The following is a 24,961-nucleotide window of genomic DNA, read 5'->3' as shown; positions in this document are numbered from 1 at the left end:
AGGGGGCGGCGCTGGTCCGCTGTCGCGAAAAGCGCTGCGAGCGACCGGCGATTGCGTAAGGAGGTTTGCCTGGCGTGGCGGCAATTGATCGCGATCCCGGCCGATCGCCCGCGGCCCCGGCTCCTGCTATGAGCGTTGCGGCGATTGGGATCATCTGTAAGGCGCCGCAGCCTGGCCGCGCAAAGACCAGGCTTGCGACGGCTATTGGCGCGGTTGCCGCCTCGGAGCTCTCGGCTTGCTTTCTGCGTGACGTCGCCGACGCCATCGAGACGGTCCCGGAGAGCCTCGGCAGGCGCGGCTATGGTGTCTATGCGCCCGCGGGGGTCGAGCACATCATGCGGGAGCTGCTTCCCGCAACGTTCGGGCTTCTGCTGCAAGTCGGTGACGATCTCGGAGATGTGCTGTTCGGTGCCGCGCGCGATCTCCTCGACGGACACGACTGCGTTTTGCTCGTCAATGGCGACAGCCCAACCCTTCCTGCCCGTTTCCTGGTCCGGGCTATCGAAGCTCTTCGCGAGCCCGGCGACAGAATGGTGCTCGGGCCAGCAAGCGATGGCGGTTATTACCTCATTGGGTTAAAGCGCCCACATCGGCAGCTATTCACGCGCATCGCATGGGGGACGGAGACTGTAGCTCGCAGCACATGCGATCGCGCCGCCGAGATCGGACTTGCCACGATACTGCTGCCGGAATGGTACGATATCGACGACATTGAAGGGCTAACTTGGCTTAAGGACGAATTGGCCGGCAATTCGGCGCGCTTTCGCGGCGGTGGTCTGGCGCGGGCGAGCCGAGTTTTTCTCAAGGCTGCGCAGCGGATAGACCCATGAAGCCAATTGCGGGAACCATTGCGAGTCAATTCGGCGGACTGGCGCGCTCGGTCACCACAATGCCTCCGCTTCATCGGCTGGCCGGTATTGGCGTTATCCTGCTTGGTCTCACTCTGGTGACCCCCTTTGCCTTCGAGGCAGCCGGTGATAATGCCTTCATTGCTCTGACCATTCTTGCAGGTCTGCTGACGATCTTCGCGACAAGTATGGCCGAACAGGCTCCACCCGATCGCGCGCTATGGCTCATTTTTGGATTGGCGATCGTTCTGAGAGCCTATGTGCTGGCGTTCGATCCCCTTCTGTCCAATGACATCTATCGCTATGTCTGGGATGGCAGGGTTCAGGCCGCAGGTATCAATCCGTACCGCTATTTCCCGGCTCATGAGGCATTGGCATCTCTGCGCGACGGGGCGATCTTGCCGCACATCAACCGGGCCGACTCTGCCGTCACCATCTATCCTCCCGTCGCGCAGTTTTTCTTCCTCGTTGTCACGCGGATTGGTGAAAGCGTGACGACGATGCGCCTCGCACTGTTGGGGTGCGAGGCCGTCACCGTCACGATGATCATGCTGCTGCTGCGGCGCATGCACCGCCCGGTGACGCGCGTGATCGCCTATCTCTGGCATCCGCTGCCGCTGTGGGAGATCGCCAACAGCGGCCACGTCGACGCGCTCATGGTCGCGCTGGTGCTGCTGGGCCTATGGATTGCCCTGGCCGGCTCCGCTCTGCGCGGGGCCGCCGTGATCGCATTATCGACGCTGGTGAAACCGTATGCGGCGCCGGTGCTCGCCGGGATCTGGCGGCCGTGGGACCCTAAAATGCCGCTCGTTGTGATCGCCGTCATCGCGCTTTGTTACCTTCCTTATCTGTCGGTCGGCTGGGGCGTTCTCGGGTTCCTGACCAAGGGCTATTTCAACCAAGAGGGGATCGTTGCCGGCAACGATATCTGGCTGTTGTCGCTCTGGCGGCTTGTGTTCGGCGAGCATGAGCGCGACGTTGCCGTCTACGTGGCACTGGCCGGGCTGGTCCTCATGCTCAAGGGGCTCACGGTTGCCCGCAGCTCTGATCACAGCATCGCGTCGCGTGTTGCCGACATTAACATGCTGTTGCTTCTTGCTTTCCTGTTGTGGTCGCCCAACTACCCCTGGTATTTTCTGATTGTTGCGCCGTTTGCCGCCTTGTGCGGCTCCGCGCCCACCTGGGTCGTTTCGATCGGAGCGCTGTTGCTATCCGAACAACTCGACTGGGACTTCTACATTCCAAGGGTGGTAAGCAAATCAATCCTGTTTGGAGGTCTTTTGCTGGCTTGGGCCTTGGTCGTCTGGAGGACCCGCATGCCGCGGACCATAGAGGCAAGGCTGTTGCAATGAGCCTTTCCCGCGAAGCGCAAAACCCTCACGCGCCGTTCGACCCGCGCCGCTACCACGAGTCGGTCGCGGGCGAGCGCACCGAGGTCGCCCAGCGCCCGCCAGTCTGCCTTTATCTGGAGGTGACGAACCGCTGCAATCTTTTGTGCACCACTTGCCCGCGCACCTACGAGCAGCTCGAGCCGCCGGCGGACATGAGCTGGGACTTGTTCGTATCGATTGTCGATCAGGTCCCCGGTCTTGCGCGGGCGGTTCTGCACGGCGTCGGCGAGCCGATGCTGGTCGCTGATCTGCCCCGCATGGTCGGATACCTGAAGGATCATGGCGTTTATGTCGTCTTCAACACAAATGGAACGGTTCTCAGTGAGCGCAACGGCCGTGCGCTGATCGACGCCTGCCTTGATGAACTGCGCGTCTCTCTCGACGCGTCAAATCGCGAGAGCTTCAAGGCGATCCGCGGCAGAGATTATTTCGGCCGCATCATCCGCAACGTGCGAGCATTTCGCGAACTACAGGAGCGGGAGGGCCACTCTAAGCCGCTGGTATCCTTCTGGCTGACCGGTCTGAGAGAGACTGTCGAGCAGCTTCCGGCCTTTGTGCAAATTGCGGCGGAGATCAGCGTCAAGGAAGTCTATCTGCAACGGCTCGTATTCTTCGATGAATCCGCCATTGGCAAGGCGCGGCCGGATCAGGCGCTGTTCGAGCGCCTGACGGAGGAGGAAGCGGCGTACCTGAAGCAGGCTGAGGAGCTCGCGCGCTCCCTTGGCATGACCTTCAGCGCATCGGGCGCAACGAGCGAGCCCAGCTTAAGCCTCAAGGGTGGCGGAGACCTTTCGCCATGGTCGCTCTGCCGGCGGCCATGGTCGCTGATGTACTTTACGGCCAATGGCCGTGCGCTGCCATGCTGTATCGCGCCGTTCTCGCAGCATGGCTATGACAACTACACCCTCGGTCATGCCCGGCAGCAGGACCTGCGGGACATCTGGAATGGGCCCGCCTACCAGCACTTTCGGGCAGCGCTCTTGTCAGACGAGCCACCCAAGTGCTGCGCCAATTGCGGCCTGCGCTGGAGCCTGTGAGCCAGGTGATCAAGGAGAGCGAACAGAGCGAGCGCCGGCCGGTGGTTTCGGCGATCATTCCCTGCATTGATGAGGAAGCAGCCATCGGCGGGGTCGTGACGGCGGTGCTCGGCCAGAATGTAAGCGAGGTCATCGTGGTCGACGGGGTCTCGCGAGATCGTACGGTCGAGCGCGCTGAGGCCGCCGGAGCGCGCGTAATTGTCGAGCCGCGACGCGGCTACGGGCGCGCGATCCAGGCTGGCATCGCCGCTGTGCGCGATAACGCCGACATTCTGGTTTTCCTCGACGGCGACGGCAGCGATCCTGCGGAATTCATTCCTGATCTGGTATCGCCGATCATTGCTGGGCAAGCCGACTTCGTACTCGGCTCGCGTGTTCGCGGCCCACGTGAGCCCGGCAGCCTGGCACCACAGCAGGTCATCGCTTCCCACGTCGGCAGGCTTCTGCTGCGCTTCGTCTATGGCGCAAACTTCACGGATCTGTCGCCGTTTCGCGCTATCCGGCGGGATGCGCTCATACGTCTCAATATGAAGGAAGAGACATTTGGCTGGAATCTGGAGATGTTGATGCGGGTCGCCGCGGCGCGTGTACCGATGCTTGAGATCGCTGTCGGACAGCGGCGCCGAATCGGCGGAGTGTCGAAGGTCTCCGGCAATCTCATCGCCGGCATCAAGGCAGCCTGGTCGATTTCGGCGACGTTTGTTCGTCTCGCGTTCGAGCTGCGAGACCACGGCAAGAGGAGCTAGTCAGTGCGTGCCGGCACGATCTTCACAGGCAACGATATCCCGGGGAGACTTTCGATTTTCCTTATTCGGCGGGGAGAAGACAGCGAGGTATCCGCCATCGCCTGCGAGCTGATATGTGGCGATCTCGCGATAACCGACGGCGCTCGCTTCGCAACGCAACTGCTCAATTGGCGTGCCATGTTCGGAGGTCGGACGCTCAAGGTCGACAATTCCGATCCGCGCGCCCGGTTTCAAGGCAGGCGCGAGATTATAGAGAAAGGCATAGGGTTGGGCGATCTCGTGATACATGTGCACGAGGATGGCAGCATCCAGCGAGGAGGCGGGCAGGCGTGGGTCGTGCGGTTCGCCCAGCGCTAATGTGACGTTTGTCAGTCGAAGACGCTCGACGCGCTTGGCGAGCTCGATGAGGTAATCTCGGGTGACGTCCTCAGCAATGACGGAGCCTTTGGAGGCGAGGAGGGGCGAGAGCCGAACCGTGTGGTAGCCACGGCCGGCGCCGATATCACCGACTGTCATGCCGGGCTTCAACATAAGACGCCGAGCAATCTCGCCGGTCTCATCCAGGGAGTCACGGTGCCTCTCGTCGGAGCGGCCTGGGCTGACAATCGGCGCAACCGGGCGCTGGGGCGAGGGGAACTCCGATGCCGAGACCCCTGATGGGGCCAGATAACCGATATCGGCCGCGTACGCGCAAGTTGGGCCCAGCATCGCAAGAAGCGAGGCTGCGCGAAATAGAGCGATCAAATGCCCGCCATGCATCTCGTGCGGCTGGTCGGCTCTTGTGAGTTCACGAGGTTGGCTCAACGTCGTCACTCTCTCACTCACACGATCGCAACTACCCCGCCATGTGGAAAAACCTGCCGATTAATCCCTTCCCGTCGCGCACCGCAGGGATTTGGCGGCGCAACCAGGCATCAAGGCCGAGACTGCGGCCGGCGCCATCGAGTGTGAACAGGAACATCAGCATGGCCAAAAACATGTAAGTCCACGGCCACTCGGACGAATTGCCATACAGGCCGAGCCAGAGCTGCAGCACATAGGCGATGGCCAGCACGCCCAGCAATCGCACCGCAAGCCCGAGCATCATCGACCCAGCGAATGCCAGCTCGGCAACAAAGACGATTGGCCCAAAGATGGACATGTTCGGGAGCACGACATCTTTCATGAAGCTGCGGTGAAACTCGAACGCCGCGTTGGTCGATTCCTGTTCGGTCCAGTATTGCAGACCGCCCGACAGAGGTAGCGGCAGCTTCCATAACATGCCCTGAAACCACATACAGCCGACCAGCACCCGAACCAGCCAGATTCCGAGATGTCGGCCGGTACGCTGCTCCGAATCCTCCTGCCAATTCCGCAAGGCCACTGCAATGCTGGCGAATAGCAGCGCCCAGAACAGCGCCAGGATCAGATAGCGCCAGTTTCCGAGACTGAGATAGTCGCCCGTCATCGCACTCAGGAAATGACCGATATCGATGAAGGGATTTGTGGGCATAGGCGCATGCTCCGGAGCAGTGCACAGTAACTCCACAGTGTCCGCGTCCGCAACTCCGTCTCGGCGTGCGCGGGTTCACTTCGCTGCGCTCTGTCCGTCGGAGCAACTGGCTGTAGCCAGCGCCTGAAACGCCTCATCCGCGAAGCCGAGACCAAGGGTGGCGATCCGCGTAGTCAGCTTCCAGCCGGAGATCAAGGCGCATATGAGGTTCGGCGTACTCCTGATAGTGGGCACGATAGCGGACCGCGCCAGAGGTCCAAGTTGGGGCCAGGTCCAGGTGCGGACGTTGTATCAGTGGCGTTTCGCGACGCGCTATGCGGATTGTCGGCGCGATGCTCTAGGCGTACCCTCAGTGCTCGTTCAAGGGGACGACGAAATGCGATCATCCGGGCAGATCGTTATCGAAGCGAAGCCTGAGGCTCTTTCCATCAACCCACAGAGCGCCGTCATCGTTGTCGATATGCAGAATGACTTGGCTCTGAGGGCGGGATGTTCGCGCTTGCGGGCGTCGACATTTCCGGCATCCGAAACGCCATTGCGCCCACAGCTCGCGACTTGGCTGCAGCGCGGCATGCCGGCATCAGCATTATTTACTTGAAAATGGGTTTCCGACCGGATCTTTCGCGATCAGCCACTATTTTGTGATGGACTGGGCCGCGGTGTGGCCCGCCACGCCAAGGTGACTGAAGCATCGATCGCACTCAACTACACCACCGTGTTGAATATCGCCGTTCTCGCGCTAGCAACTGCGCTTGTCTGGAGATTTCTAAGGACCGGCGGTCCAGCAATGCCGCGTATGATGAACGAGCCAAGCCATCGGGCTACTTAGGGAGAGAAGCATGATGGATGGTATGATGAACATGATGGGTGGCATGGGTTGGGGGATGGGTCTGATCGGAGTACTCATCCTCATCCTTCTCATTCTCGGCATTGCGGCGCTCGTTAAATACCTCTCGGGACCGTAAGCAGTGCCACCGGGCGCAGATGGGGATCGAAAGCCAGCCTGTTACTGGCAGGATATCGGGCTCACAAACCCGTGAACCGCAGCGCCGGTTGATCTTGCGGCTCCTGCCGATGGCCTAGCTATTCTCGGCGCTGGTCGTTATCTTAGTCGTATGTCGGTGAAGCTCGGCCGCGTCATGAGATTGCTGCTGGCGCTCACGTTCATCGTGGGGCTGGTTCCGCATGGCATACGTGCTGCGCATGCTGACGTGAGCATGGTCATGGCTGCCGCGACCGACATGCCGATGAAAGGCAAATGTCAGGGCTGCGGCGACGATCAGAAGGCCATGACGGCCGCGGCATGCTCCGCCTTTTGCGGAAGTTTCGTGGCCTTGCCCGTCTTTGGACCGCTGTTTGAGCTGTCCTCGGTCGAGACGGCGCGAGATTGCTTCAGCCCAATTCTTGCGGGGCATACGATCCCGCCTGACCCGTATCCTCCCAGACCTGCCGTCCTGAACTAAAGGCGCATCGCTGGTCGCGATGTTGACCTTTGGCGCGCGATGCCCACCGCATCGACAGCGCATCGTGATGACGCACGTGGGCTCTTGGCCACGGGCATCGGATCAACGTCCAGGATCGGCTTTCATGCATTCCGATTTGAGTCCGACGATCAGTCGCCGCGCACTGCTGCTAGGCGGTACCGCAGTTGCGGCCTCCGCCCTGTTCCCGGGAATACCGCGAGCCGCACCGGTAGAACTCAAGGTTATTGAGCTCTCCGCGGCGCCCGGTCGCGTGTCCCTCGTTGGCTCGCCTGACACGGAAACAAATGTCTGGTGTTACGGGAATCGCATCCCTGGTCCCGACATCCGGCTCCGCCAAGGCGAGTCCGTTCGGTTGGTGGTGCGAAACCAGTTACCGGAAGATACGACCGTCCACTGGCACGGCATACGTCTGCCGAATGCCATGGACGGCGTTCCCGGCCTCACGCAGCCGCCGATCAAGCCTGGCGAAGCCTTCACCTACGAATTCACGCCGCCCGACGCCGGCACGTTCTGGTATCACCCGCATGCCGACAGCCTGCAGCAACTCGGCCGTGGCCTGGCCGGTGCTCTGATCATTGAAGAGCCGGAACCCGTTCCGGTCGACCGCGACGTTGTTTGGGTGTTGAGCGACTGGCGGCTTAGATCCAACGCGCAGATCGCGCCCGGATTCGGCAACGGCATGGAAGCCGCCATGTCCGGGCGCGTCGGCAACACAGTCACGGTAAACGGCGTCGTCTCGGAAGACGAGCCGGTACGGGCAGGGGAACGCGTTCGCCTCCGCCTCGTCAACACCTCGCTCGCGCGCATCATGGCCCTACGGTTCGAGGGCCACCGTCCGACAATCGTCGCGATCGACGGCCAGCCCTGCGAACCGCATGAGCCGGACAATGGGCGTCTGCTTCTTGCTCCCGCAATGCGCGTCGACCTTATCCTCGATATGCAGGGTGAACCGGGACGGCGATACCGCGTGGTCGACGATTTCTACGACGACCTGTCCTATTGGCTCACTCAACTCGCTTACAAAGACGAGCCGCTGCTCCGCGCGTATCCACTCGATTCACCGCTCCATTTGCCGCGCAATCCGTTGCCAGAGCCGGACCTGACCAACGCCGAACTGCGCGAACTCCGGCTGCAGGGCGGCATGATGGGTGGCGGCGGCATGATGGGGATGGGCGGAATGATGGGCATGGGCAACCAAGCCAACTGGTCCATCAATGGTCATTCGATGACAGGCGACGGTCACGCTGGGATGCCGCCGCTGTTTACGCTCCGGCGCGGACGAAGCTGCGTGCTGTCGATGCGCAACGAGACCGCTTGGTGGCATCCGATGCACCTCCACGGGCACAGTTTCCGCGTCCTGAGCCGCAACGGAGCACCGGTGCCGCACCGGCAGTGGGCCGATACCGTTCTCGTCCGGCCGAAAGAGACGGTCGAGATCGCTTTTGTCGCCGACAATCCCGGCGACTGGATGCTGCATTGCCATGTCACCGACCACCAGGTGTCGGGAATGATGACGGTGCTGCGCGTTGCATAACCAACCCGCTCTTGCAAAGGAGAAACTACATGAACAGGCGGACATTCTTCCTTGGTACTGCGCTAACGACGCTCCTGCCGCCGCTGCCGGTGCTTGCCGCGCCAACCCCAGCGACCTTGTACAAGAACCCGCAATGCAGTTGCTGCGAGGGGTATGCCGCATACCTGCGGCAGAACGGCTTTACCGTTGATGTGACGCCCACTAACGACCTCGCCGAGATCAGCGAGAACGCCGGCGTGCCAGCGAAGTATCAGGGCTGTCACACGATGTTCGTTGGCAACTACGTGGTCGATGGGCATGTCCCGGTGGAGGTGGTCCGTAAGCTTCTGTCCGAGCGGCCGCCGATTGCGGGGATCACCCTTCCCGGGATGCCGACCGGCTCCCCCGGCATGACCGGCCCCAAGACGCAGAAATTCGTCATCTACGCCGTGACCAAGGATGGCAAGGCACCGACCGTCTACGCCACCGTGTAGCCAGTCGGTAGCGGGCGAGGTCGGCCCGCATCGCCCCACAAGCACGTTGGCCAACGATCGTCCCCAAACGGCTTGTGGATGCGATCCTGCCATCGATCGGAAAGGTTGAGCAGCAATGATGCTTGTCCCCTGTATCGGCCGGATTCAGTCCGCGATCGCTGTCGCAATCGCACTCGCAGCGGCCACTCAATTGGCCGTTGCTCAGGAGCCAGCGAAAAAGGTGGTCCTGCATAACAGCCCAAGACCTGTCGCCGCTGTTCAGTTCAGTGATGAGGAAGGCCGACCGCGAAGTCTGGCTGACTTCAAAGGAAAGGTCGTGGTCCTCAATCTCTGGGCCACCTGGTGCGTGCCCTGCCGAAAGGAAATGCCCGCGCTCGATCGGCTGCAAGCGGCCTTGGGCGGGGCCGAGCTCGAAGTTGTACCTCTCTCGGTGGATCGCGGCGGGCACGAAGCCGTCCGCAAGTTCTACTCCGAGGTCACCATTCGCAACCTTGCCGTTTACACCGACCCTTCCGGGCAGGCGTTGCGTGCTGTCGGCGCGATCGGCTTGCCGACGACGCTCATTATCGATCGCGCTGGCCAGGAAGTCGGGCGCGCGCTTGGCCCGGCCGAGTGGGATTCCCCAGAAATCGCCGACACGCTCCGAGCCGTCATGACCAATACCGGCGATCGCTTCGCTCAGCGGCAAGACCCTGATCGATTGCACACGTCGCTCGGCCTGCTCCGGCGTGTGTTCGACTGGCTGATGTCGCCCATTAACGAAGTGATCCTCGATAGAGAAACAGCTGATGACTCCTCAGACGAAAATAAGAGCAGATGATATCTCTGCTGTACGCGCGTGGCGGCCCTGGCGTTATCTTGGGGAGCGGCGCGTACTGGTTGTCCTCGCGGTCATCGCCGTGATCGCCGGCACCGCGTTCGGATGGAACTGGCTCGTGGCTGCCGGTATTGCGCCCGTCCTGCTGAGCGTACTGCCATGCTTGGTGATGTGCGGGCTCGGTCTGTGCATGAACCGCCTGATCGGCCGCTCTTGCGCAACCTCCACATCACAAAACGCAGCGAATGTCGGCTGGCAGGCAACGAATTCTCCGGTCCTTGACCAGGCAACGGCAGATGTCGCTCAGGGTCGGGGTCCAGACCGAAATCCTGGGGACGCCGCCGCGCGGCGAGCCTGCGGAAATCGGAAACCGACGAAAGGAGACCGAACATGCAATCAACCGCTAGAACTCTGCTTGTATTCGCCGCGTTCTCGGTCGCCGCAGTGACCATGGCTCCGGCTCTCTATGCCGACGATCACGCCTCGTCCAGCTCCACGACGATGGTCGGAATGATGGGTCGGGGAGCGGAATGATGGAACGGATAGGGATGATGAACCATTGCGGCGCGATGATGGGCAGAGATGACAGCGGTGGCCGACCCAACGACCAGTGGCGCGCTCCTCGATCGCCGGATGCCAAGGCCAAACAGTAGCTGTCGATGAAGACACGAACCAGATGCCTGACCATCATAGCTCTTGTTGCGGCCGCCGGCGCGATCGCGCTGGCTGAGGCATGGTTTGTGGCGACTCCGTATCCGAAGGTCGTCACGTCTGGCACGGCAGCGATTGGCGGGCCGTTCACGCTGGTAACGACCGACGGCAAGACAGTGAGCGATGAGACCTACCGCGGCAAGTGGCTTCTGATCTACTTCGGCTACACCTTCTGCCCGGATGCGTGTCCGACCGCGCTCACCAACATGAGCGCGGCCTTGGAAAAGCTTGGCCCAAATGCCAGCGAGCTCCAACCGCTCTTTATCACGGTCGACCCCCAGCGCGACACCCCTGTCGTCATGACTGATTACCTGAAGTCCTTTGATTCTCGCATTGTCGGCCTGACTGGAAACCAGGCGCAGATCGACGGCGTGCTGAAGGCATATCGCGTGTACGCCGAAGCGCAGAAATCCGAAGTGGATAACGCCGATTATCCGGTCTCGCACAGCGCGTACCTCTATCTGATGGATCCACAGGGGCGATTCGCGAATGTGATCCAGAGCAGCGAAGGCGGCGAAGAGATTGCTGCTTGGCTGCGCAAGCAAATGACCCACAAGAACGGATAGGACGATTGATGAAACGACCATTCAAGCTGATCTTGAGCATCGCATTGGCTTTGATAGCCGGCGCTCAGGTTAACGCGCAGACCTCAAGCGCGAGTTCAGTCGTAGTCGAGCGCCCATGGGCGCGAGCAACGCCCGGAGGAGCGAAGACCGGCGCAGCCTACTTGACATTGATCAATAACGGCGAAGCCCCAGACCAGTTGTTGGGCGCGACGACGCCGGTCGCAGACAAGGTTCAGTTTCACAGCACCACAGAAGAGAATGGCATGTCCCGTATGCGCGAAATGCCCGTCGTCGATCTGGTACCTCATGCAAAGACCACGTTCGATCCGGGCGGCATGCACATTATGCTCGTCGACTTGAAGCAGCCGCTCAAAGAAGGTCAGACTTTCTCTCTAAGTTTGACGTTTGCCAAGGCGGGCAAAGTCGACGTCACGGTTCCGGTTGCGAAGGTCGGCGCTAGGCGGCCCAGTGACATGGCTCCCATGATGCATCATCACGACGACACGATGAAAGAATGAGGTTGGTTGAGCTTGAGCCTGATGATGCTGCCTCCAGCGAACTGGCAATCTGTCGCCCAAGGATCAGTGAAATAGCGTCTTCGGGACGACCGCGATGTCGCTATGGAGTGCTGATCGAGGGCGCCGGTTTCCAGTTCGATCGACTCGAGACCGGATACATGCGCGGCCCGAAGCCGATGACATTCATGTACGAGGGCAGCGCGCGACCACGATAAGCGCCTGGCTCCGAGGGAGGCAATGATGTGCGCTCATCACGATGTTCGCGAGCGCGGCCGGGCGAAGCAGATGCGACGCGCGGCCAGCACGTATTTACCGCGTGCGCCGCCTGCCATTCGCTCGAGCCAAACCGAAATATGACGGGCCCAAGTCCGGCGGAGCTTTGGAATCGCAAGGCAGGAGCCTTGGCAAGCTTCCCACGCTACTCTTCCGCCCTGAAGAGTTCGGGAGTGCTCTGGAACGATCGGCACCCTCGACCAGTGGCTTAAGGACCCGCAACATTTCGTACCCGGCAATGAGATGACGTTCGCAGGGATCAAGAATGATCAGCAACGCGCTGATCTCCTCGCATTTCTCAGACAGGCCACCCAGCGGGGGCTTATCGCAATCGGCACAGCGGGACAGATTGCATCCAACTCTCATCCGGCGAGAAATTGCTTCAGTTTTCGTACTCAATGGTCCCTGTGTGGCGGTCGACTTTCAGGTTTTGCACAAGTGAATTGTCGACAGTAACGATCGCGGCACTAATACTCCCGCCGTCGGCACTGACGTTACCAATCTTCAGCCGCTTATTGTTGAGCCGCTCGAGCTGCACGCCGAGATAGCTTCGCACGTCCTCGACGGACAGGTTCATCATCGGGGTCACGTGCGATCCAAACATTCCGCCTGTGCCGCCGCGCGTCGTGTCGGAGCCCATCATTCCTTGCCCCATCATGTTGGACCCCATCATCCCTTGGCCCATGCCGCCCTGCATCATGCCGCCCATCATCGGACACATCATGCCTTGCTCCATGCCGCGTCGCATCATCCCGGAATCCATCATGCCTTGTCTCATCCCATGCTCGGGCATGTTGGAAGTTGTAGCCCTGGACGCGCTGCCTTCTTGCATCATGTCGGCACCCATGCCTTGCATTCCTTGAGCCATGGCGAGAGTTGAGCTTGAGGTTGCGATGCAGAGAACCAACGCCGCCCCCAAGCACAAATTAGTGGTGGTTTTCATGGTCGTTACTCCTGGTTGTTGAGGGCCTGCCTGATCTCGACCAGTAATCCGACTACGGGACGCACATTCTGCTGACATTTTACACCCGCGCGAAGCGCGAGCGGAATGCTTATGCCGCTCCATAGTTTCAGGGACGCGACCGCAATTGCTGCAACGCGCTTGCACCAAATGGAGGCGGCAATCCGGAGGTGAAGTCCGTCGGTCCAATCGTGCCGGACGGGCAGGGGCCGATGAACCAGGATTAAACTTGCCGTTCCGATCTCGTTCAGCTCGCCTCTTCGAAAATGTCCATCGGATGGGATCTCTTACGGTTCCGAGTCAGTTCACGCTTGCGGAGGACGATGATGGACGCGGACGAGCTTCAAAAGAAGAGCCTAAGACCGGTGTTGTGCCTCCTCAGCGCAGCCGCGCTACTTGTGACGTTGACGCACGCCGCGAGTGCCCATGATGAGGAAGGCTGGTACCGACCCCGCGAACACGATTGGCACTCCGGCTGGCACCACGATTGGCACTCCGGACCGCATTATGGTCAGCACAGCGGGTTCCATTGGGATCCGTACTATGGCTGGCACTATGGCAGGCACAACGGCCCGCACGAGGGGCGCCATGACGATTGGCACCGTGGCCCGCACCATGACTGGAATGGTGGCGATCACGATGACTAGGACATGATCCGCAGGCGCCTTGCGCCGCAAATGGATTGTGCCCAGCGAAAAAGGCTGATACGGCGACCGGATTTGGACATAAGGCGATATCCAAACGTGCGCGAATTAGGCCGAACGAGTGCGAATTAGGTAGGAGAGACGATGCTACGTGTTGTCGCGAGCTTGGCTATTCTTGTGAGTGGTCTCATGGCCGGATCGGCCTACGCTCACCCGGCCCTCCAAGCCAGCAATCCCGGACAGGATGCCACGGTACCGCCTCCGAAAGAGGTTCGATTGACCTTCAGCGAGAATGTCATCCCTAAATTCTCAGGGCTGACAATCAAGGACAGCAGGGGCGCTCTCATCCAGACGGAAAGTCCATCCATCGATCCGAATGATAAGCGACAGCTTGTCGTTCCGATCGTCAAGTCGCTGTCTGCCGGAATTTACGACGTCGAGTGGCATGCTGTTTCAGCCGATACCCACAAGGTGAAGGGCCACTTCTCGTTCAAGGTTTCGCAATGATGCTGGAGGCGGGCCTCGTTGGCGCCCGCTTCGTTCATCTGGCCTGCGTCATTATTTCCTTCGGTGCTGCACTCTTCCCGCTCTATTCGTGCCTGAGCGCCGACAGCTCAGAGCGACTTGGGCGCCAACTGAATCCTATCCTGATCACGGCCGCGCTTGGCGCGCTCTTAAGCGGCCTTGCCTGGTTCGGCTTGACCGTGGCGAACATGTCCGGGGAGCTTGCAGACGCCGTGGATCGTGACACGTTGGCATCAGTGCTATGGGACACCGATTTCGGTCACGTATGGGCGGTGCGCGCACCGCTTATGATTCTCCTCGTTGCGGCGATCCAGTTGCCTGGCGTATCTCACTTGAACCGTCGTGCGATCGCAATTGTGACGTTTCTCGCAGCGATCCTCCTCGCGTCATTGGCCGGAATTGGGCACACCCAGGTCAACGAAGGGACCTCGGCACGCATTCACGTCACTAGCGACGTAGCGCACCTGCTTGCGGCTGGCGCTTGGCTGGGCGGTCTTTTGCCTCTAAGTCTCTTTCTCGCTTCCAATCAGAAGGTCAGGGTACCGAATAGAGGAGTCGTGCGCGTCTTGTCGCGTTTTTCAGGAATGGGCTACGCTGCGGTAGCGGTCCTCCTTGCCTCCGGTTCGATCAATAGTTGGTTCCTCGTCGGCTCTCTGTCGCACTTGATCTCTACGACTTACGGTCAGCTGCTGTTGGTGAAATCGGGGCTGTTCGTTCTAATGGTGCTGTTGGCTGCCGCCAACCGGTTCTGGCTTGTTCCGGCTATGGCCCAATCGCCGACTGCGAACGGGTCCGAAAGCATGCTGGCAAAGCTTCGCGGTCACGTTCTTGGGGAGCAGGTGGTGGGCCTAGTCGTCGTGGGCGTCGTCAGCGTGTTGGGGACATTAGACCCCGCCATGCATGGTTCGTGAAGTTAATGCATCGTGGGGACGCCGATCGTGCAATCGCAAGAACCGTTGGACGATCAAGGAAGCACCAAGCGTCCGATTCTGCTCCCATAATACTCAGTGAACCACAGCGCGCCATCCGGCCCGGTCGTGATGCTGTGGGTTTCGCTACCGTCCGAAGTAATCGCGAACTCGGTGACTGAACCGCTGGTCGTGATCCGACCGATTCTGTTGCCAACGATGCAGCGCGAAGCTTGCTGGCGAACGCAACTGGCTTCGGTAAACCACAAGGCACCATCTGGCCCCGTCGCGATGCCCCATGGCTGGGCATCAGGATTAGGAAGGGCGAATTCGGTCATCTCGCCATCGGTGGTCATTCGCACGATTTTGCCACTAACCGACTCGGTGAACCACAGTGCGCCATCTGGCCCGCTCGTAATACCCCCGGGGCTACTATTCTCTGGGGAGATCGTGAGCTCGGTGACCGCGCCCGTTGTAGTCATCCGCCCGACTTTGCCGCGAAAATATGTGAACCACAGCGCGCCGTCGGGCCCAGTTGCGATCGCGCCGCTGCTGGCGGTGGGAATCCTGAATTCGGTGACCTCGCCGGTCGTCGTGATCCGCCCGATTTTATCTCCAACCGCTTCGGTGAACCACAAGGCGCCATCTGGCCCGGTCGTGATGCCAAGTGGTCCCGTCGATCCAGGGATTGCGAATTCGGTCAGCTTTAGGTTTTCGACGGTGGCGGTCGTCGGAATGCGCCCGATCTTCTTCGCCGTGAACTCGGTGAACCACAGCGCGCCGTCAGGCCCCGTCATGATGGAATGCAAAACGCCGCCGCCCTTGATCGGGAATTCGGTGATTTGCCATCGATGGTCATTCGCCCGATCTTGCCCGCTGCCTCGGTGAACCAGAGCGCACCGTCTGGTCCAGTGGTGATTGCGGACGGACGGCTGACGGGAGGCAGCATGAATTCAGTGAAGGTCTGGGCAGCAGCAGGCATAATTCCCACGGCCGCACCCAATCCGAGCGCAATTGCCAGCAACAATGAAGCGACCGCAAATCTCATGGCCTTCTCCACGTAGGGTGGGCCTTGCGCCGAAGCACGATCTCACGAACTCCGAAACTTAAGCAGTCTTTCGGACGCCGTATCGCGTTAATTGCTGGCGCGCCGGAGAAGGGCGGAGCCGATGGCGCAAAGGCGACGCTTGCTGTCGTCGCCGCTACTCGCCCGGCGCGGTTAGCGGGAGCGCTTACCGCGGCGAGAAGGCCGGCGCACATGCCTCAAAAGAAGTTGACCTGGAGCTGAATTAGAACGTCTCAAATTGCACCGATCCGAAACCGGCGGTACGACCGTCCTCGGACCCAACCTTCAATTTGGCATCCCGGTGAGCATGCTATCTTTACCGCCGCGTCTCGCAGTGCTTGCCACGCTGGTCGCTCTGGTATTCTGCGGCGCAGCGAGGGCCGAGACGAGCGATGTCGAAACCACGTGGCGACTGTTGGATTACATTGCGGTGGATTACGCCGGCGCCGCATCACATGGCTCGGTCTTAAGCCCTTCCGAATATGCCGAGCAGAATGAGTTCGCGGCGACCGTTGCCGCAAAGATCGCTGCACTCCCACCTAAGCCGGAACGGCAAGCGCTTGCGACGGAAGCCGCCCGCCTGCAGCGCGCCATCGCAGACAAGTCTGACGCCGAGCAAGTAGCGGCTATAGCGCATGGCCTGGCGGCTGCGTTGCTGGCGACCTACCCCGTGCCGCTGGCGCCGAACAAGGTTCCGGACTTCGCACGCGGCGCAGCGTTGTTCGGTCAGAACTGCGCCGCCTGCCATGGAGACGCGGGCGACGGCCATGGACCAGATGCCGTCAAGCTTGATACGCCGCCCATAGCGTTCACGGACGCCGAGCGTGCTCGCCAGCGCAGCGTGTTCGCCCTCTATCAGGTGATCACCCAGGGACTTGATGGTACGGCGATGCCGAGCTTCGACGGCCTTCCGACCGATGACCGTTGGGCGCTGGCCCTCTACGCCAGTCATTTCGCCTTCGTCGATGCCGCTGCGGCCGAAGGCGAGCGGCTGTGGAAGCAGGACGCCTCGCTTCATAGGCTCGTTCCCGATCTGAAGACGCTCGTCGGGACGACGCCCGCAGCGCTCGCGAGCAAGATCGGACAGGACAAGGCCGACGCTCTCATGGCCTATTTGCGTCGCCATCCAGAAACGGTCACGCAGCAGCAGACCGGATCCCTGTCGCTGGTGCGCGGCCGCTTGACCGAAAGCCTTGCCGCCTATCGTGCGGGGGACCGCCAGCATGCGAGCGAGCTGGCTTTGTCTGCCTATCTCGATGGGTTTGAGCCGGTCGAACCGGCGCTGGGGGCGCGCAATCGTGCGCTTCTGGAGCGGATCGAGGGCGCGATGGGCGAGTACCGTGCCGCCATCCAGAGCGGAGAAAATGCCGATGCGCTCGCCGATCGCGTACAGGTCCTCGACGATCTTTTCGATGGTGCAGAGGCGTCGCTTTCCCCCAATGCGGCAAGCGGCCTCTCAACGTTTCTCGGAGCGGCAACGATCCTGCTGCGCGAAGGACTGGAAGCGCTGCTGATCGTCGTTGCGATGATCGCCTTCCTCCGCAAGGCCGAGCGGATGGAGGTCATGCCCTACGTCCATGCGGGTTGGGTAGGCGCGCTCGTCGCCGGCTTCTTGACCTGGGTCGTTGCGACCTGGGTGATCGGAATCAGCGGCGCGAGCCGGGAGCTGACGGAGGGATTCGGGTCGGTAATCGCCGCCGTCGTTCTGCTATCGGTTGGCATCTGGATGCACGGCAAGGCACAAGCCGATCAATGGCAGCGCTACATTCGCGAAAGGATGGCAAAGGCGTTGTCCGGTGGTTCGGCCTGGTTTCTGTTCGGGCTCGCTTTCATCGTGGTTTACCGCGAGGTATTCGAGACGATCCTCTTCTACGCGGCGCTATGGACCCAGGGAAACGGCGGCGTGATACTCGCAGGCGCGCTGAGCGCGTGCGCGGCGCTGGCGCTTATCGCGTGGGCGATGCTGCGCTATAGTCGCCGGCTGCCAATCGGCAAGTTCTTCACCTACAGTTCGTGGCTCATGGCGGTTCTGACGGTCGTGCTGGCTGGCAAGGGCATCGCAGCCCTGCAAGAGGCCGGCATCGTTAGCATCGCGCCGTTACGCTTGGTGCCACGCATCTCGTTGGTTGGTCTGTTCCCAACCACGCAAACGGTCGCGGCCCAGCTACTCATGATTGCGGCTCTGGCGATAGGCTTCGGCCTCAATCGTCGAAAGGTCGCATAGGATGAGGCCTGGCGGTGGCAGTGACCAGGATGACGAAGTCGGTTTTGCCCATTTCGATAAGCCGTTGAAATCACAGCAAATGCGACCGCCCTCCGACGCAGATCGCGCAACTGCCAAGGGCGCTCCGGCGGAGCGCCCCATCTTGTGCAGAACGGCGAAGACTAGGCGACCCTTGGGACAGGCAGCTCGGTGACTCCCGGCAACACCGTCTTGATGCGGATGTTGCGGAATTGCACCTTCGATCCATCGTGATGGTTTTGTAGCGCGATGTGGCCGCGAAGAGACCGGGACGTGGGATCCGTGAAGTCGTTCACGAGCACATCGTTAAGCGTCACTTTGATGCGGTTTCCGACCGCCTCAATCAGGAACCTGTTCCATTGCCACGGGCCTTTCGCAACATCGCTGCGGGTCGCGGCACTGATGTTGTAAATGGCGCCCGTGCTTCGCAGCGGATCGTTCTCCATATTCTTTTCGGAGTTGTATCCACGGGGATCGATTTGGATCTCGTAGCTTTGGTCGATTGCGGCCGTCCAATCGTTCGGATTCGAACTGTTCAGGTTGGGCACGCGGATGAAAACGCCGGAGTTGTCCGTGCGGTTGGCGTATTGCCATTCCAGCTCGAGCACGAAGTCGGAGAAGCTCTCGCGCGTGTACCAGAGCAATCCGGGCCCGCCGACGGACTCGAGAATGTCGAACACCTGCAGGAAGCTTCCGGATCCCGACATCTGCCAGTCTGCCAAGCTTCCTGCGTAGAGCGGCTTGAAACGCGCCAAAGGCGTCGGCGTCGATGCCGCAACGACGGCGGCGCTCGTCCGACGCGCGAGCGTAAGGCCGGTCAAAGACGGATTCGCCGAGCCGACGGTGGGGAACACAGCAGGGCCAGCAACATAGGCGTTGGAGATGTGATGGAATCGTCCGTTGGAGTCGGTAATCGATGTGGCCGGATCCTCGCCCATCCACAACGTGCCCGCTTCGTGATGCGTATTGCCCAACTGGTCCTTGGTGGCACCATACGGATCGGCGGGCGGGGTGCTTTGCCAGCCGCCATTGTACAGGTACTGAACGTCGCCGGCGTTCTTGCCGAGGCGTCCGGCCAGGCTGACCGCCGCGCTGGCGAGTTTGCTCCAGGCCGCGTAGTCGTTTGGGGTCGGCGTGAAATTGACCCACGCGCGCGCGCTCATGCCGTCGTTTTGAAGCGGATCGGCCGCATTGGTGAGGTTCACGAAGCTCGTGACGCCGCCCGGGCCTGCGCTCTTGTCGCCGTCCATTTCACCGAGACCGCGAAAAACGATCGCCACCCAATCCGGGTCCTCGTTCGAAAGCAGGTTCCGCAACAGGTCGATGTCGGGCACCATAGTCCACATCGTTGCTTCCGGGTTCTGTCCTTTCTCTGCCGATGCGAGCACCTGGAAATGATAGCGGCGTTTGCTGCCGTCCGGATTCGTGATCTCGCCGCGCACGATGGCTCCGCCCTGCTCAAGTGTGGTGACCGCTCCGAGCCCGAGCGCGCTGCGCTTGACGCGCACGGTCAGATTCGTGCGCAGATGCGCCATAAAGTTGGCGCCCATGCTGTACGCACCACGATTGATCGGGAACGACTCGATCGCCAGCCGTGTCGACTCGATCGTCCCCGCCGCCAGAATGACCTGGCAATCGGGACTGAGGTTTGTCGGAACGGAGAGCGATCGAAACTGACCATTGTAGGTGAGATCGATGCCCGTGACCTTGCCCCCGCTGTTCTTTAGCCGGATCACGTGGCACCGCGGAACGAGGAAGAATCGCCGCCGCGAATTATCGTTCAACGTCCAACGTTTCGCGATATCGTCGCGGATGCTCTCCAGCAGCATGGGTCCGCTGCTGAATTTGTCGAAGGAAAAGAGGCTGGGCCCCGGTGAGCCTGCCTGCACCGCGATCGGGGCCTCTTCGACGACATCGACGGTCACATTGGGAATGTTCGCGCCGCTCGCCACGCTTTGGAGCGCTGCATTGACCGCCGCATTGAGCGGACCCGAGAGGTAGTCCGCCTTGTCCTGAACGCCAATTTCGAACTCGACGTCCGGGTAGTTCGCTGTCAGAAAATCGCGCGCGCCTTTGGGCCACGCAGCCAGATCAGCCGGCGTGAGCCGCGGCGACCAGCCTCCCCAGAACAGCGATCGGCCTCCTGGGCAGTAGGCTAGCCCGGTGAATGGCTCGTTGCTGTGCCAAGGAATGCCCCAGACGCCATTGCGCCCACCCGGATCTTGATCGTTACGCGTGACCAGCGCGGTATCCGGCGCATTCAGCCCGAGATGCGGCATGTTCTGCACGTGCGTTGAAGCAAAATAGCCTCCCGCGTCGAGCAGGAGCACCCGGAGGTTCTGGTCGGCGCTGCCGCGATAGATCTTGTCGGCGACATAGGCGCCGAACATGCCTGCGCCGATGACAACTACATCAAACGGCTTGCCGCCGTTATTCGCTGCTTCGTCATAGGTGCTGCACACGTATCGGCCGAGCAGATCCCGCGTGAACTCGGTGTCTTGAATATCGACCGGAATGGAAGCGTCTTGCCGCAGAAAGGTGAGCATGGAGAGTTCCTTTCGAAGCGTTGAGATCGCCGCGGTGCGCGAGACGGTTTGGTCCGGCCGTGTCGCTTTCGATCGTTAGGCCGCGCCTCCGCAGCAAGGCAGAGGAGGCGCCTCAGGGGTCAAGCGAGACGCGCGACGAAAGACCTGCCACACGCTTGGAGCGCGATCTTGGAGAAATGATACGACAAATTGCCGGCACGATTGGTGAGCCGGTTCACACATGAGTGCGATTTCAGCTCCGTGACCCCGCGGGTGATCTCGCAGGGCTGATAGACTTCGCGGCGGTTGCAGTGAGCTGCTCCACAGAAGCAGACCTAAGCGCCAGAACGACAGAAATGCTGCCAGTCGCCTGCGGGTGAAACTGCGACTTGGCCGGGAAGGCCGCTTGGGCGCATAGCGGCCTTGTGAGTGAGCCGCCGGTCAACCAAGAGCCAGACCGAAATGCGTTGCCGCTCGATCGCATCGTCAGCGCGAGCGAAAGAGACACTCAGCGCCTGCGCTGGCTGCACGCCGGAGCCGAGCAGCGCGATGTGGTCAGCTTCACAAACTATAAATAGTCGGCTCTTCAGAGCTTCGCCTGCAGTCTATCCGCGACGCGGCGGGCGATCTCTGCCGGCGCGTCATCCGGGATCGGGAAGACTGAACTGACGTTGATCTCGCCGAGCACGTAACTGTCGCTCCCGTCGGAACAAGGCGGGCCGAGCATGAAGTCGGCGTCCCAAATCATCGGGAGATCGCTTCTCGGAATGTCCAGCAAGGACATCAGCTGCGGCGTCCACTCGTCTTCCATCAGCCGGCGCAGGCGCTGGAAGCGCGGGTCGGCCTTGCTGGCATAGAGCCGCGGTCCGGCTTTCGCGCGCGCGATCGGTTCGTCAACCAGGGCCTTGACCTTATGATAGCCGAAGCCGGCGCAGCGATCGCCTGCCATATAACAGCGGACCACCCCTTCGCTCAGGCGTGGCTGGAACGGCTGATCGATCACAGAACCGTCTTCGAAATACTCGATGCAGCGCTTAAGAAACTCGTCCAATGCGATGTCCTCCGATCCTTCCTTGGTGGCATCAAGCACGCGTACCATCAGCCCGTCGGGTGGACTTGCCAGCGCCTCGACTTTCCAGACACCCTGGCCGCCATTACCGCGGTTGCGCTTGATCACGCGCGGACCTGCGGCGAGTCGCAAGGGCAATTCCACACTCATCTGCTCGAGCGTTCGATAGAGGGCCGTGTCACAGCCCCAGCTCATAATGCGGGTGCGATGGAGCACCTCTTTGGTGCCCATTTTGAGGATGACATCGGGATGGGCGCTCACCCAGACGCCGCGCGCCGCGACCTCGCGCAGCAGCGCGTCAAGATTGGCGCGGTTGCGCCCCTCGTGTATCGGATTGACCCAGACGAGCACGCCATCGAACGTGGCGAGCTGTGTTCGGAGGGCGTCGAGGACATCGTCCTCATAGACCACCGGTTCCGCATCAACGCCGACATCGGCGAGCGCCGCGAATACGGCACTGAACCGGCTGGTCTCTGGCGAGGCACTGCGGCGCGCCGCTTCATCTCCGCGCCACAGGATGGCGATGCGGCCAAGGCGAGCTGTGGGTTCAAGCATGGAAAACGTCTCCTGATTCATTGATCCATCGGCTTCAGTGTTGGTTATGCACAGAAGGTGCGGGCGGATCTGTCGTAACGCTAGACGACTAGGACCGCGCCCGAAGCCAACAGCAGCATCAATACAATCTTGCGGAACGCGGCCTCGCTGACACGGCCGAACAACTTGAGACCAAGCCAAGTGCCGGCGAACAGGGCCGGCAATCCGATTAGAAAGAGCTTGATCGTCTCCGCGCTCAACGCACCTTTGGCGCCGATCCAAAGCGCACTCAGTAGGAACGTCGCCACCGCAACGGGTTGAAACACCGCACGCTGCACATCCTTGGGCCACCCGCGCAGTCCGCACCAGATCGTGACGAGGATTCCGGCGAGCCCAGTGATGCCGCCCAGCGCCCCGTTGAGGAATCCGACAACGGCATCGACTGCGGTGCCCGGCGATTTCAAGGGCTCGATCGCAGGACGAAACAGGGCATAAAGGCTATAGAGAACGAGAAACACGCCGACACCCGCGCGGACGTGGCCAGGATCGCCCCAGGTCAACATTGTTACCCCAACCGGCACGCCGGGTGCTGCACCAAGGATGAACGGCCAGAGCCGTCTCCAGTCCAGAGCACCACGTAATTTCCATACGGAGTATCCCTGCACGATCAGCCCAAAGGCGATGATCAAGCTGGCGGTTTGCACGGGAGTAAGGATGTAGAGCCAGATCGAGGCGGCGATCAGGCCAAATGCAAACCCGGAAAGGCCGGCAACGAGCGCACCGGCGAAGGTCGCAACGATGAAAAGCGGAAGTTCAAAAGACATCCCATCCATGTGTTCGCTCCAAAACAAAGCGAACAGCTCTTGCATGGGATGACCCACTTGACGGGGAGGCTGCTACATCCCCAGAGGCACACTAGTCCGAACGCCGAGAAAGCTCAATTGACGTTTTCAATGTGCGCGGTGAGCGACCTTTTGTCCCCGAAGGGTCGATTAGTTGATCTGCCTACAAGATGGCATCAAAGAGCAACGCTCGACATATCCCCTCAGGGGGGATAGGATATGTGCATGGCGAAAGAACACGTTCACGAAAGTCATCCGGAGATCGTCAAGCGGCTGAAGCGCGCCGAGGGGCACCTCCACAGGGTCATCGAGATGTTCGGCGAGGGGCGCGGCTGTCTCGATCTCGCTCAGCAGCTTCATGCGGTTGAGAAGGCCATCGGCGAGGCGAAGAGGGCGCTCATCCACGATCACGTGGACAATTGCCTCGACGCGGCAGCGAACGGCGGCTCGTCGAAATCCACGAAGACCGTGCTCGCCGAATTCAAGGCGATCTCGCGTTACCTCTGAGCGGCGGCGCGCCGCGCCGGTATTGAAGAGAAACGTATGTCCTTCCGACCGTTTATCCTGGTCGCGGTGTTCGCAGCGGGCGTCGCATCTGCCCTTTGGGCACCAGGCATGCCGGCCCTGCGGAAAGCCGTGGGAGTTGCCGCCGAGCAGCCGCGGCAGGAGGCCAAAACACCCGAGGCCGAACGTCAGCCTGTCGTCCGGATGGACGACGAGCGAATTGCTCTCGCCAAAATCGAGCAGGTGCGGGTGGGACCGGGCAGCATCGCCAGGCGACTTTTGGTGCCCGGAACCGTTGCTCCAGACGCGGACCGGGTTGCGCACGTCTCGGTGAAGCTGTCCGGCACCGTTGCCGAGCTTCGCAAGAACATTGGCGATATCGTCGCACAGGGCGAAATTCTGGCTTCGCTTGAGAGCCGCGAAGTTGCGGACGCCAAGAGCGAATATCTGGCCGCTCGACTTGCGAACGAACTGCAACAAGATCTCGCAGGACGAGACAAGCTATTGTGGGAAGGCCGCGCAGCGCCGGAGCTGCAATATATTCGTTCCCGCAATGCGGCAGCGCAGACCGCCATGCGCCTGGACATCGCCCGCCAAAAGCTGCTGGCGTTGGGCGTGCAGGAAAATGAAATTGCGGGGCTGCCGCAGGCGCCAGAAATCTCGCTGCGGAGCCAAAACGTTCGCGCGCCGATCTCGGGCCGGGTTGCCGCGCGCAGAGTCGAGCTCGGAACGGCAGTCGGCCGCGACAATCTTGAAACCGAGCTCTTTGTCATTGTCGATCTGAGCCGCGTATGGGTCGAACTGGCTGTCTCGTCCAGCGACCTGCCATTGGTGAAAGAGGGCCAAACTGTCCGGATCACGGGGCGGGGAATGCCGGAAACCGCTTTTGGCAAAATCGTGTTCGTGTCGCCGCTGCTTGAGAAGGAGACCCGCAGCGCGCGCGTCGTCGCGGCGCTGGACAATCCGGACGGCCGCTGGCGGCCAGGGTCCTTCGTTACTGCGGCGATTGCGCTGAATGATCACCGGGCAGATGTCGTGGTACCGATCGGCGCACTTCAGACGGTGAATGGACGGAGGGTGGTCTTCATTCGCAGCAAGGATGGGTTCGAAGTGCGCGGCGTGATGCCCGGCGAGCGCGACGGTGAGGTCATTGAGATCGCCTCTGGTCTTGCTGCTGGTGAGACCATCGCCGTGTCGAACACGTTCTCGCTGAAGGCAGAGCTTTCGAAGCCCCGCGACGAGGACTGAGCA

At 61.1% G+C, this 24,961-nt stretch carries 27 protein-coding genes; 19 read left to right on the top strand and 8 right to left on the bottom strand.

What is annotated here, in order from left to right:
* Window positions 1-128: 128 nt before the first annotated feature.
* Genes LRP30_RS23710 through LRP30_RS23695 form a run of 4 tightly spaced genes read left to right on the top strand, consistent with a single transcriptional unit; the run spans window position 129 to window position 4,022 of the window.
* Complete coding sequence (locus LRP30_RS23710; protein ID WP_128955626.1) at window positions 129-830, top strand: TIGR04282 family arsenosugar biosynthesis glycosyltransferase; 702 nt, start codon at window positions 129-131, stop codon at window positions 828-830.
* On the top strand, window positions 827-2,200 hold the full coding sequence (locus LRP30_RS23705) for a glycosyltransferase 87 family protein (protein ID WP_249756476.1): 1,374 nt from the start codon (window positions 827-829) through the stop codon (window positions 2,198-2,200). The genes LRP30_RS23710 and LRP30_RS23705 overlap by 4 nt, the downstream gene beginning before the upstream one ends.
* On the top strand, window positions 2,197-3,276 hold the full coding sequence (locus tag LRP30_RS23700) for a radical SAM protein (RefSeq protein ID WP_249756475.1): 1,080 nt from the start codon (window positions 2,197-2,199) through the stop codon (window positions 3,274-3,276). Before LRP30_RS23705 ends, LRP30_RS23700 begins: the two co-directional genes overlap by 4 nt.
* Entirely contained in the window at window positions 3,273-4,022 is a 750-nt protein-coding gene (locus LRP30_RS23695) for a glycosyltransferase family 2 protein (RefSeq protein WP_249756474.1), read from the top strand. The genes LRP30_RS23700 and LRP30_RS23695 overlap by 4 nt, the downstream gene beginning before the upstream one ends.
* Here LRP30_RS23695 and LRP30_RS23690 read toward each other — a convergent pair whose 3' ends face one another.
* Together LRP30_RS23690 and LRP30_RS23685 are read right to left on the bottom strand one after the other, a co-directional pair.
* On the bottom strand, window positions 4,023-4,835 hold the full coding sequence (locus LRP30_RS23690; protein WP_249756473.1) for a methyltransferase domain-containing protein: 813 nt from the start codon (window positions 4,833-4,835) through the stop codon (window positions 4,023-4,025).
* 22 nt (window positions 4,836-4,857) lie between these two features.
* A complete protein-coding gene (locus tag LRP30_RS23685; RefSeq protein WP_245473306.1) occupies window positions 4,858-5,469 on the bottom strand; it encodes a DoxX family protein in 612 nt (203 codons plus the stop codon).
* 202 nt (window positions 5,470-5,671) lie between these two features.
* Between LRP30_RS23685 and LRP30_RS23680 the strand changes: the two genes are divergently transcribed.
* From LRP30_RS23680 to LRP30_RS23645, 9 genes are all read left to right on the top strand, one after another.
* Window positions 5,672-6,112, top strand: coding sequence for a hypothetical protein (locus tag LRP30_RS23680; RefSeq protein WP_249756472.1), 441 nt, complete (start codon window positions 5,672-5,674; stop codon window positions 6,110-6,112).
* A 241-nt stretch (window positions 6,113-6,353) separates the two neighbouring features.
* Window positions 6,354-6,479, top strand: coding sequence for a hypothetical protein (locus LRP30_RS44995; protein ID WP_256477618.1), 126 nt, complete (start codon window positions 6,354-6,356; stop codon window positions 6,477-6,479).
* Window positions 6,480-6,629: 150 nt separating this feature from the next.
* A complete protein-coding gene (locus LRP30_RS23675; RefSeq protein ID WP_128933236.1) occupies window positions 6,630-6,977 on the top strand; it encodes a hypothetical protein in 348 nt (115 codons plus the stop codon).
* 124 nt (window positions 6,978-7,101) lie between these two features.
* Window positions 7,102-8,532, top strand: a complete 1,431-nt coding sequence (locus tag LRP30_RS23670; RefSeq protein ID WP_249756471.1) for a multicopper oxidase family protein — start codon at window positions 7,102-7,104, stop codon at window positions 8,530-8,532.
* A gap of 29 nt (window positions 8,533-8,561) precedes the next feature.
* On the top strand, window positions 8,562-9,005 hold the full coding sequence (locus tag LRP30_RS23665) for a DUF411 domain-containing protein (RefSeq protein ID WP_249756470.1): 444 nt from the start codon (window positions 8,562-8,564) through the stop codon (window positions 9,003-9,005).
* A gap of 115 nt (window positions 9,006-9,120) precedes the next feature.
* On the top strand, window positions 9,121-9,825 hold the full coding sequence (locus LRP30_RS23660; RefSeq protein ID WP_249756469.1) for a TlpA disulfide reductase family protein: 705 nt from the start codon (window positions 9,121-9,123) through the stop codon (window positions 9,823-9,825).
* A gap of 387 nt (window positions 9,826-10,212) precedes the next feature.
* Window positions 10,213-10,356: a hypothetical protein gene (locus LRP30_RS23655; RefSeq protein ID WP_249756468.1), complete on the top strand. Its 144-nt coding sequence runs from the start codon at window positions 10,213-10,215 to the stop codon at window positions 10,354-10,356.
* 125 nt (window positions 10,357-10,481) lie between these two features.
* Entirely contained in the window at window positions 10,482-11,099 is a 618-nt protein-coding gene (locus LRP30_RS23650; protein WP_249756467.1) for an SCO family protein, read from the top strand.
* A gap of 8 nt (window positions 11,100-11,107) precedes the next feature.
* On the top strand, window positions 11,108-11,617 hold the full coding sequence (locus tag LRP30_RS23645) for a copper chaperone PCu(A)C (RefSeq protein ID WP_249756466.1): 510 nt from the start codon (window positions 11,108-11,110) through the stop codon (window positions 11,615-11,617).
* Window positions 11,618-12,272: 655 nt separating this feature from the next.
* Here the strand turns inward: LRP30_RS23645 and LRP30_RS23635 are convergent.
* A complete protein-coding gene (locus tag LRP30_RS23635; protein WP_128941261.1) occupies window positions 12,273-12,833 on the bottom strand; it encodes a hypothetical protein in 561 nt (186 codons plus the stop codon).
* Window positions 12,834-13,684: 851 nt separating this feature from the next.
* Here LRP30_RS23635 and copC point away from each other — a divergent pair.
* Window positions 13,685-14,002 (top strand): copper homeostasis periplasmic binding protein CopC, encoded by a 318-nt coding sequence (copC, locus tag LRP30_RS23630; RefSeq protein ID WP_249756465.1) that lies wholly within the window; start codon window positions 13,685-13,687, stop codon window positions 14,000-14,002.
* A complete protein-coding gene (gene copD, locus LRP30_RS23625) occupies window positions 13,999-14,931 on the top strand; it encodes a copper homeostasis membrane protein CopD (RefSeq protein WP_249756464.1) in 933 nt (310 codons plus the stop codon). The genes copC and copD overlap by 4 nt, the downstream gene beginning before the upstream one ends.
* 53 nt (window positions 14,932-14,984) lie before the next feature.
* On the opposite strand, the gene LRP30_RS23620 is transcribed toward copD, so the two are convergent.
* Both LRP30_RS23620 and LRP30_RS23615 read right to left on the bottom strand, forming a co-directional pair.
* Window positions 14,985-15,725, bottom strand: a complete 741-nt coding sequence (locus LRP30_RS23620; protein ID WP_249756463.1) for a hypothetical protein — start codon at window positions 15,723-15,725, stop codon at window positions 14,985-14,987.
* Window positions 15,722-15,976, bottom strand: coding sequence for a hypothetical protein (locus tag LRP30_RS23615; protein ID WP_249761986.1), 255 nt, complete (start codon window positions 15,974-15,976; stop codon window positions 15,722-15,724). Before LRP30_RS23615 ends, LRP30_RS23620 begins: the two co-directional genes overlap by 4 nt.
* A 352-nt stretch (window positions 15,977-16,328) precedes the next feature.
* On the opposite strand from LRP30_RS23615, the gene LRP30_RS23610 reads away from it, so the two are divergent.
* Entirely contained in the window at window positions 16,329-18,218 is a 1,890-nt protein-coding gene (locus tag LRP30_RS23610; RefSeq protein WP_249756462.1) for a cytochrome c/FTR1 family iron permease, read from the top strand.
* A 161-nt stretch (window positions 18,219-18,379) separates the two neighbouring features.
* Here LRP30_RS23610 and LRP30_RS23605 read toward each other — a convergent pair whose 3' ends face one another.
* Window positions 18,380-20,782, bottom strand: a complete 2,403-nt coding sequence (locus LRP30_RS23605) for a family 16 glycoside hydrolase (RefSeq protein ID WP_249756461.1) — start codon at window positions 20,780-20,782, stop codon at window positions 18,380-18,382.
* A 368-nt stretch (window positions 20,783-21,150) separates the two neighbouring features.
* Here LRP30_RS23605 and LRP30_RS23600 point away from each other — a divergent pair, with 368 nt between their 5' ends.
* Window positions 21,151-21,339 carry a hypothetical protein gene (locus LRP30_RS23600; RefSeq protein ID WP_249756460.1) on the top strand — a complete coding sequence of 63 codons (189 nt, stop codon included), beginning with the start codon at window positions 21,151-21,153 and terminating at the stop codon, window positions 21,337-21,339.
* A gap of 8 nt (window positions 21,340-21,347) precedes the next feature.
* Here the strand turns inward: LRP30_RS23600 and LRP30_RS23595 are convergent, their stop codons facing one another.
* On the bottom strand, window positions 21,348-22,406 hold the full coding sequence (locus LRP30_RS23595; protein WP_249756459.1) for a Cj0069 family protein: 1,059 nt from the start codon (window positions 22,404-22,406) through the stop codon (window positions 21,348-21,350).
* Between the two features lie 59 nt (window positions 22,407-22,465).
* Window positions 22,466-23,233: a sulfite exporter TauE/SafE family protein gene (locus LRP30_RS23590; protein ID WP_249756458.1), complete on the bottom strand. Its 768-nt coding sequence runs from the start codon at window positions 23,231-23,233 to the stop codon at window positions 22,466-22,468.
* 198 nt (window positions 23,234-23,431) lie between these two features.
* On the opposite strand from LRP30_RS23590, the gene LRP30_RS23585 reads away from it, so the two are divergent.
* Both LRP30_RS23585 and LRP30_RS23580 read left to right on the top strand, forming a co-directional pair.
* Window positions 23,432-23,713, top strand: coding sequence for a metal-sensing transcriptional repressor (locus LRP30_RS23585; RefSeq protein ID WP_091889643.1), 282 nt, complete (start codon window positions 23,432-23,434; stop codon window positions 23,711-23,713).
* Between the two features lie 36 nt (window positions 23,714-23,749).
* Window positions 23,750-24,958 (top strand): efflux RND transporter periplasmic adaptor subunit, encoded by a 1,209-nt coding sequence (locus LRP30_RS23580; RefSeq protein WP_249756457.1) that lies wholly within the window; start codon window positions 23,750-23,752, stop codon window positions 24,956-24,958.
* Window positions 24,959-24,961: the final 3 nt, after the last annotated feature.

This window comes from Bradyrhizobium sp. C-145 (assembly GCF_023375135.1).
Lineage (GTDB): Bacteria > Pseudomonadota > Alphaproteobacteria > Rhizobiales > Xanthobacteraceae > Bradyrhizobium > Bradyrhizobium zhanjiangense.
This window is presented reverse-complemented; position numbering and strand designations above follow the sequence as displayed.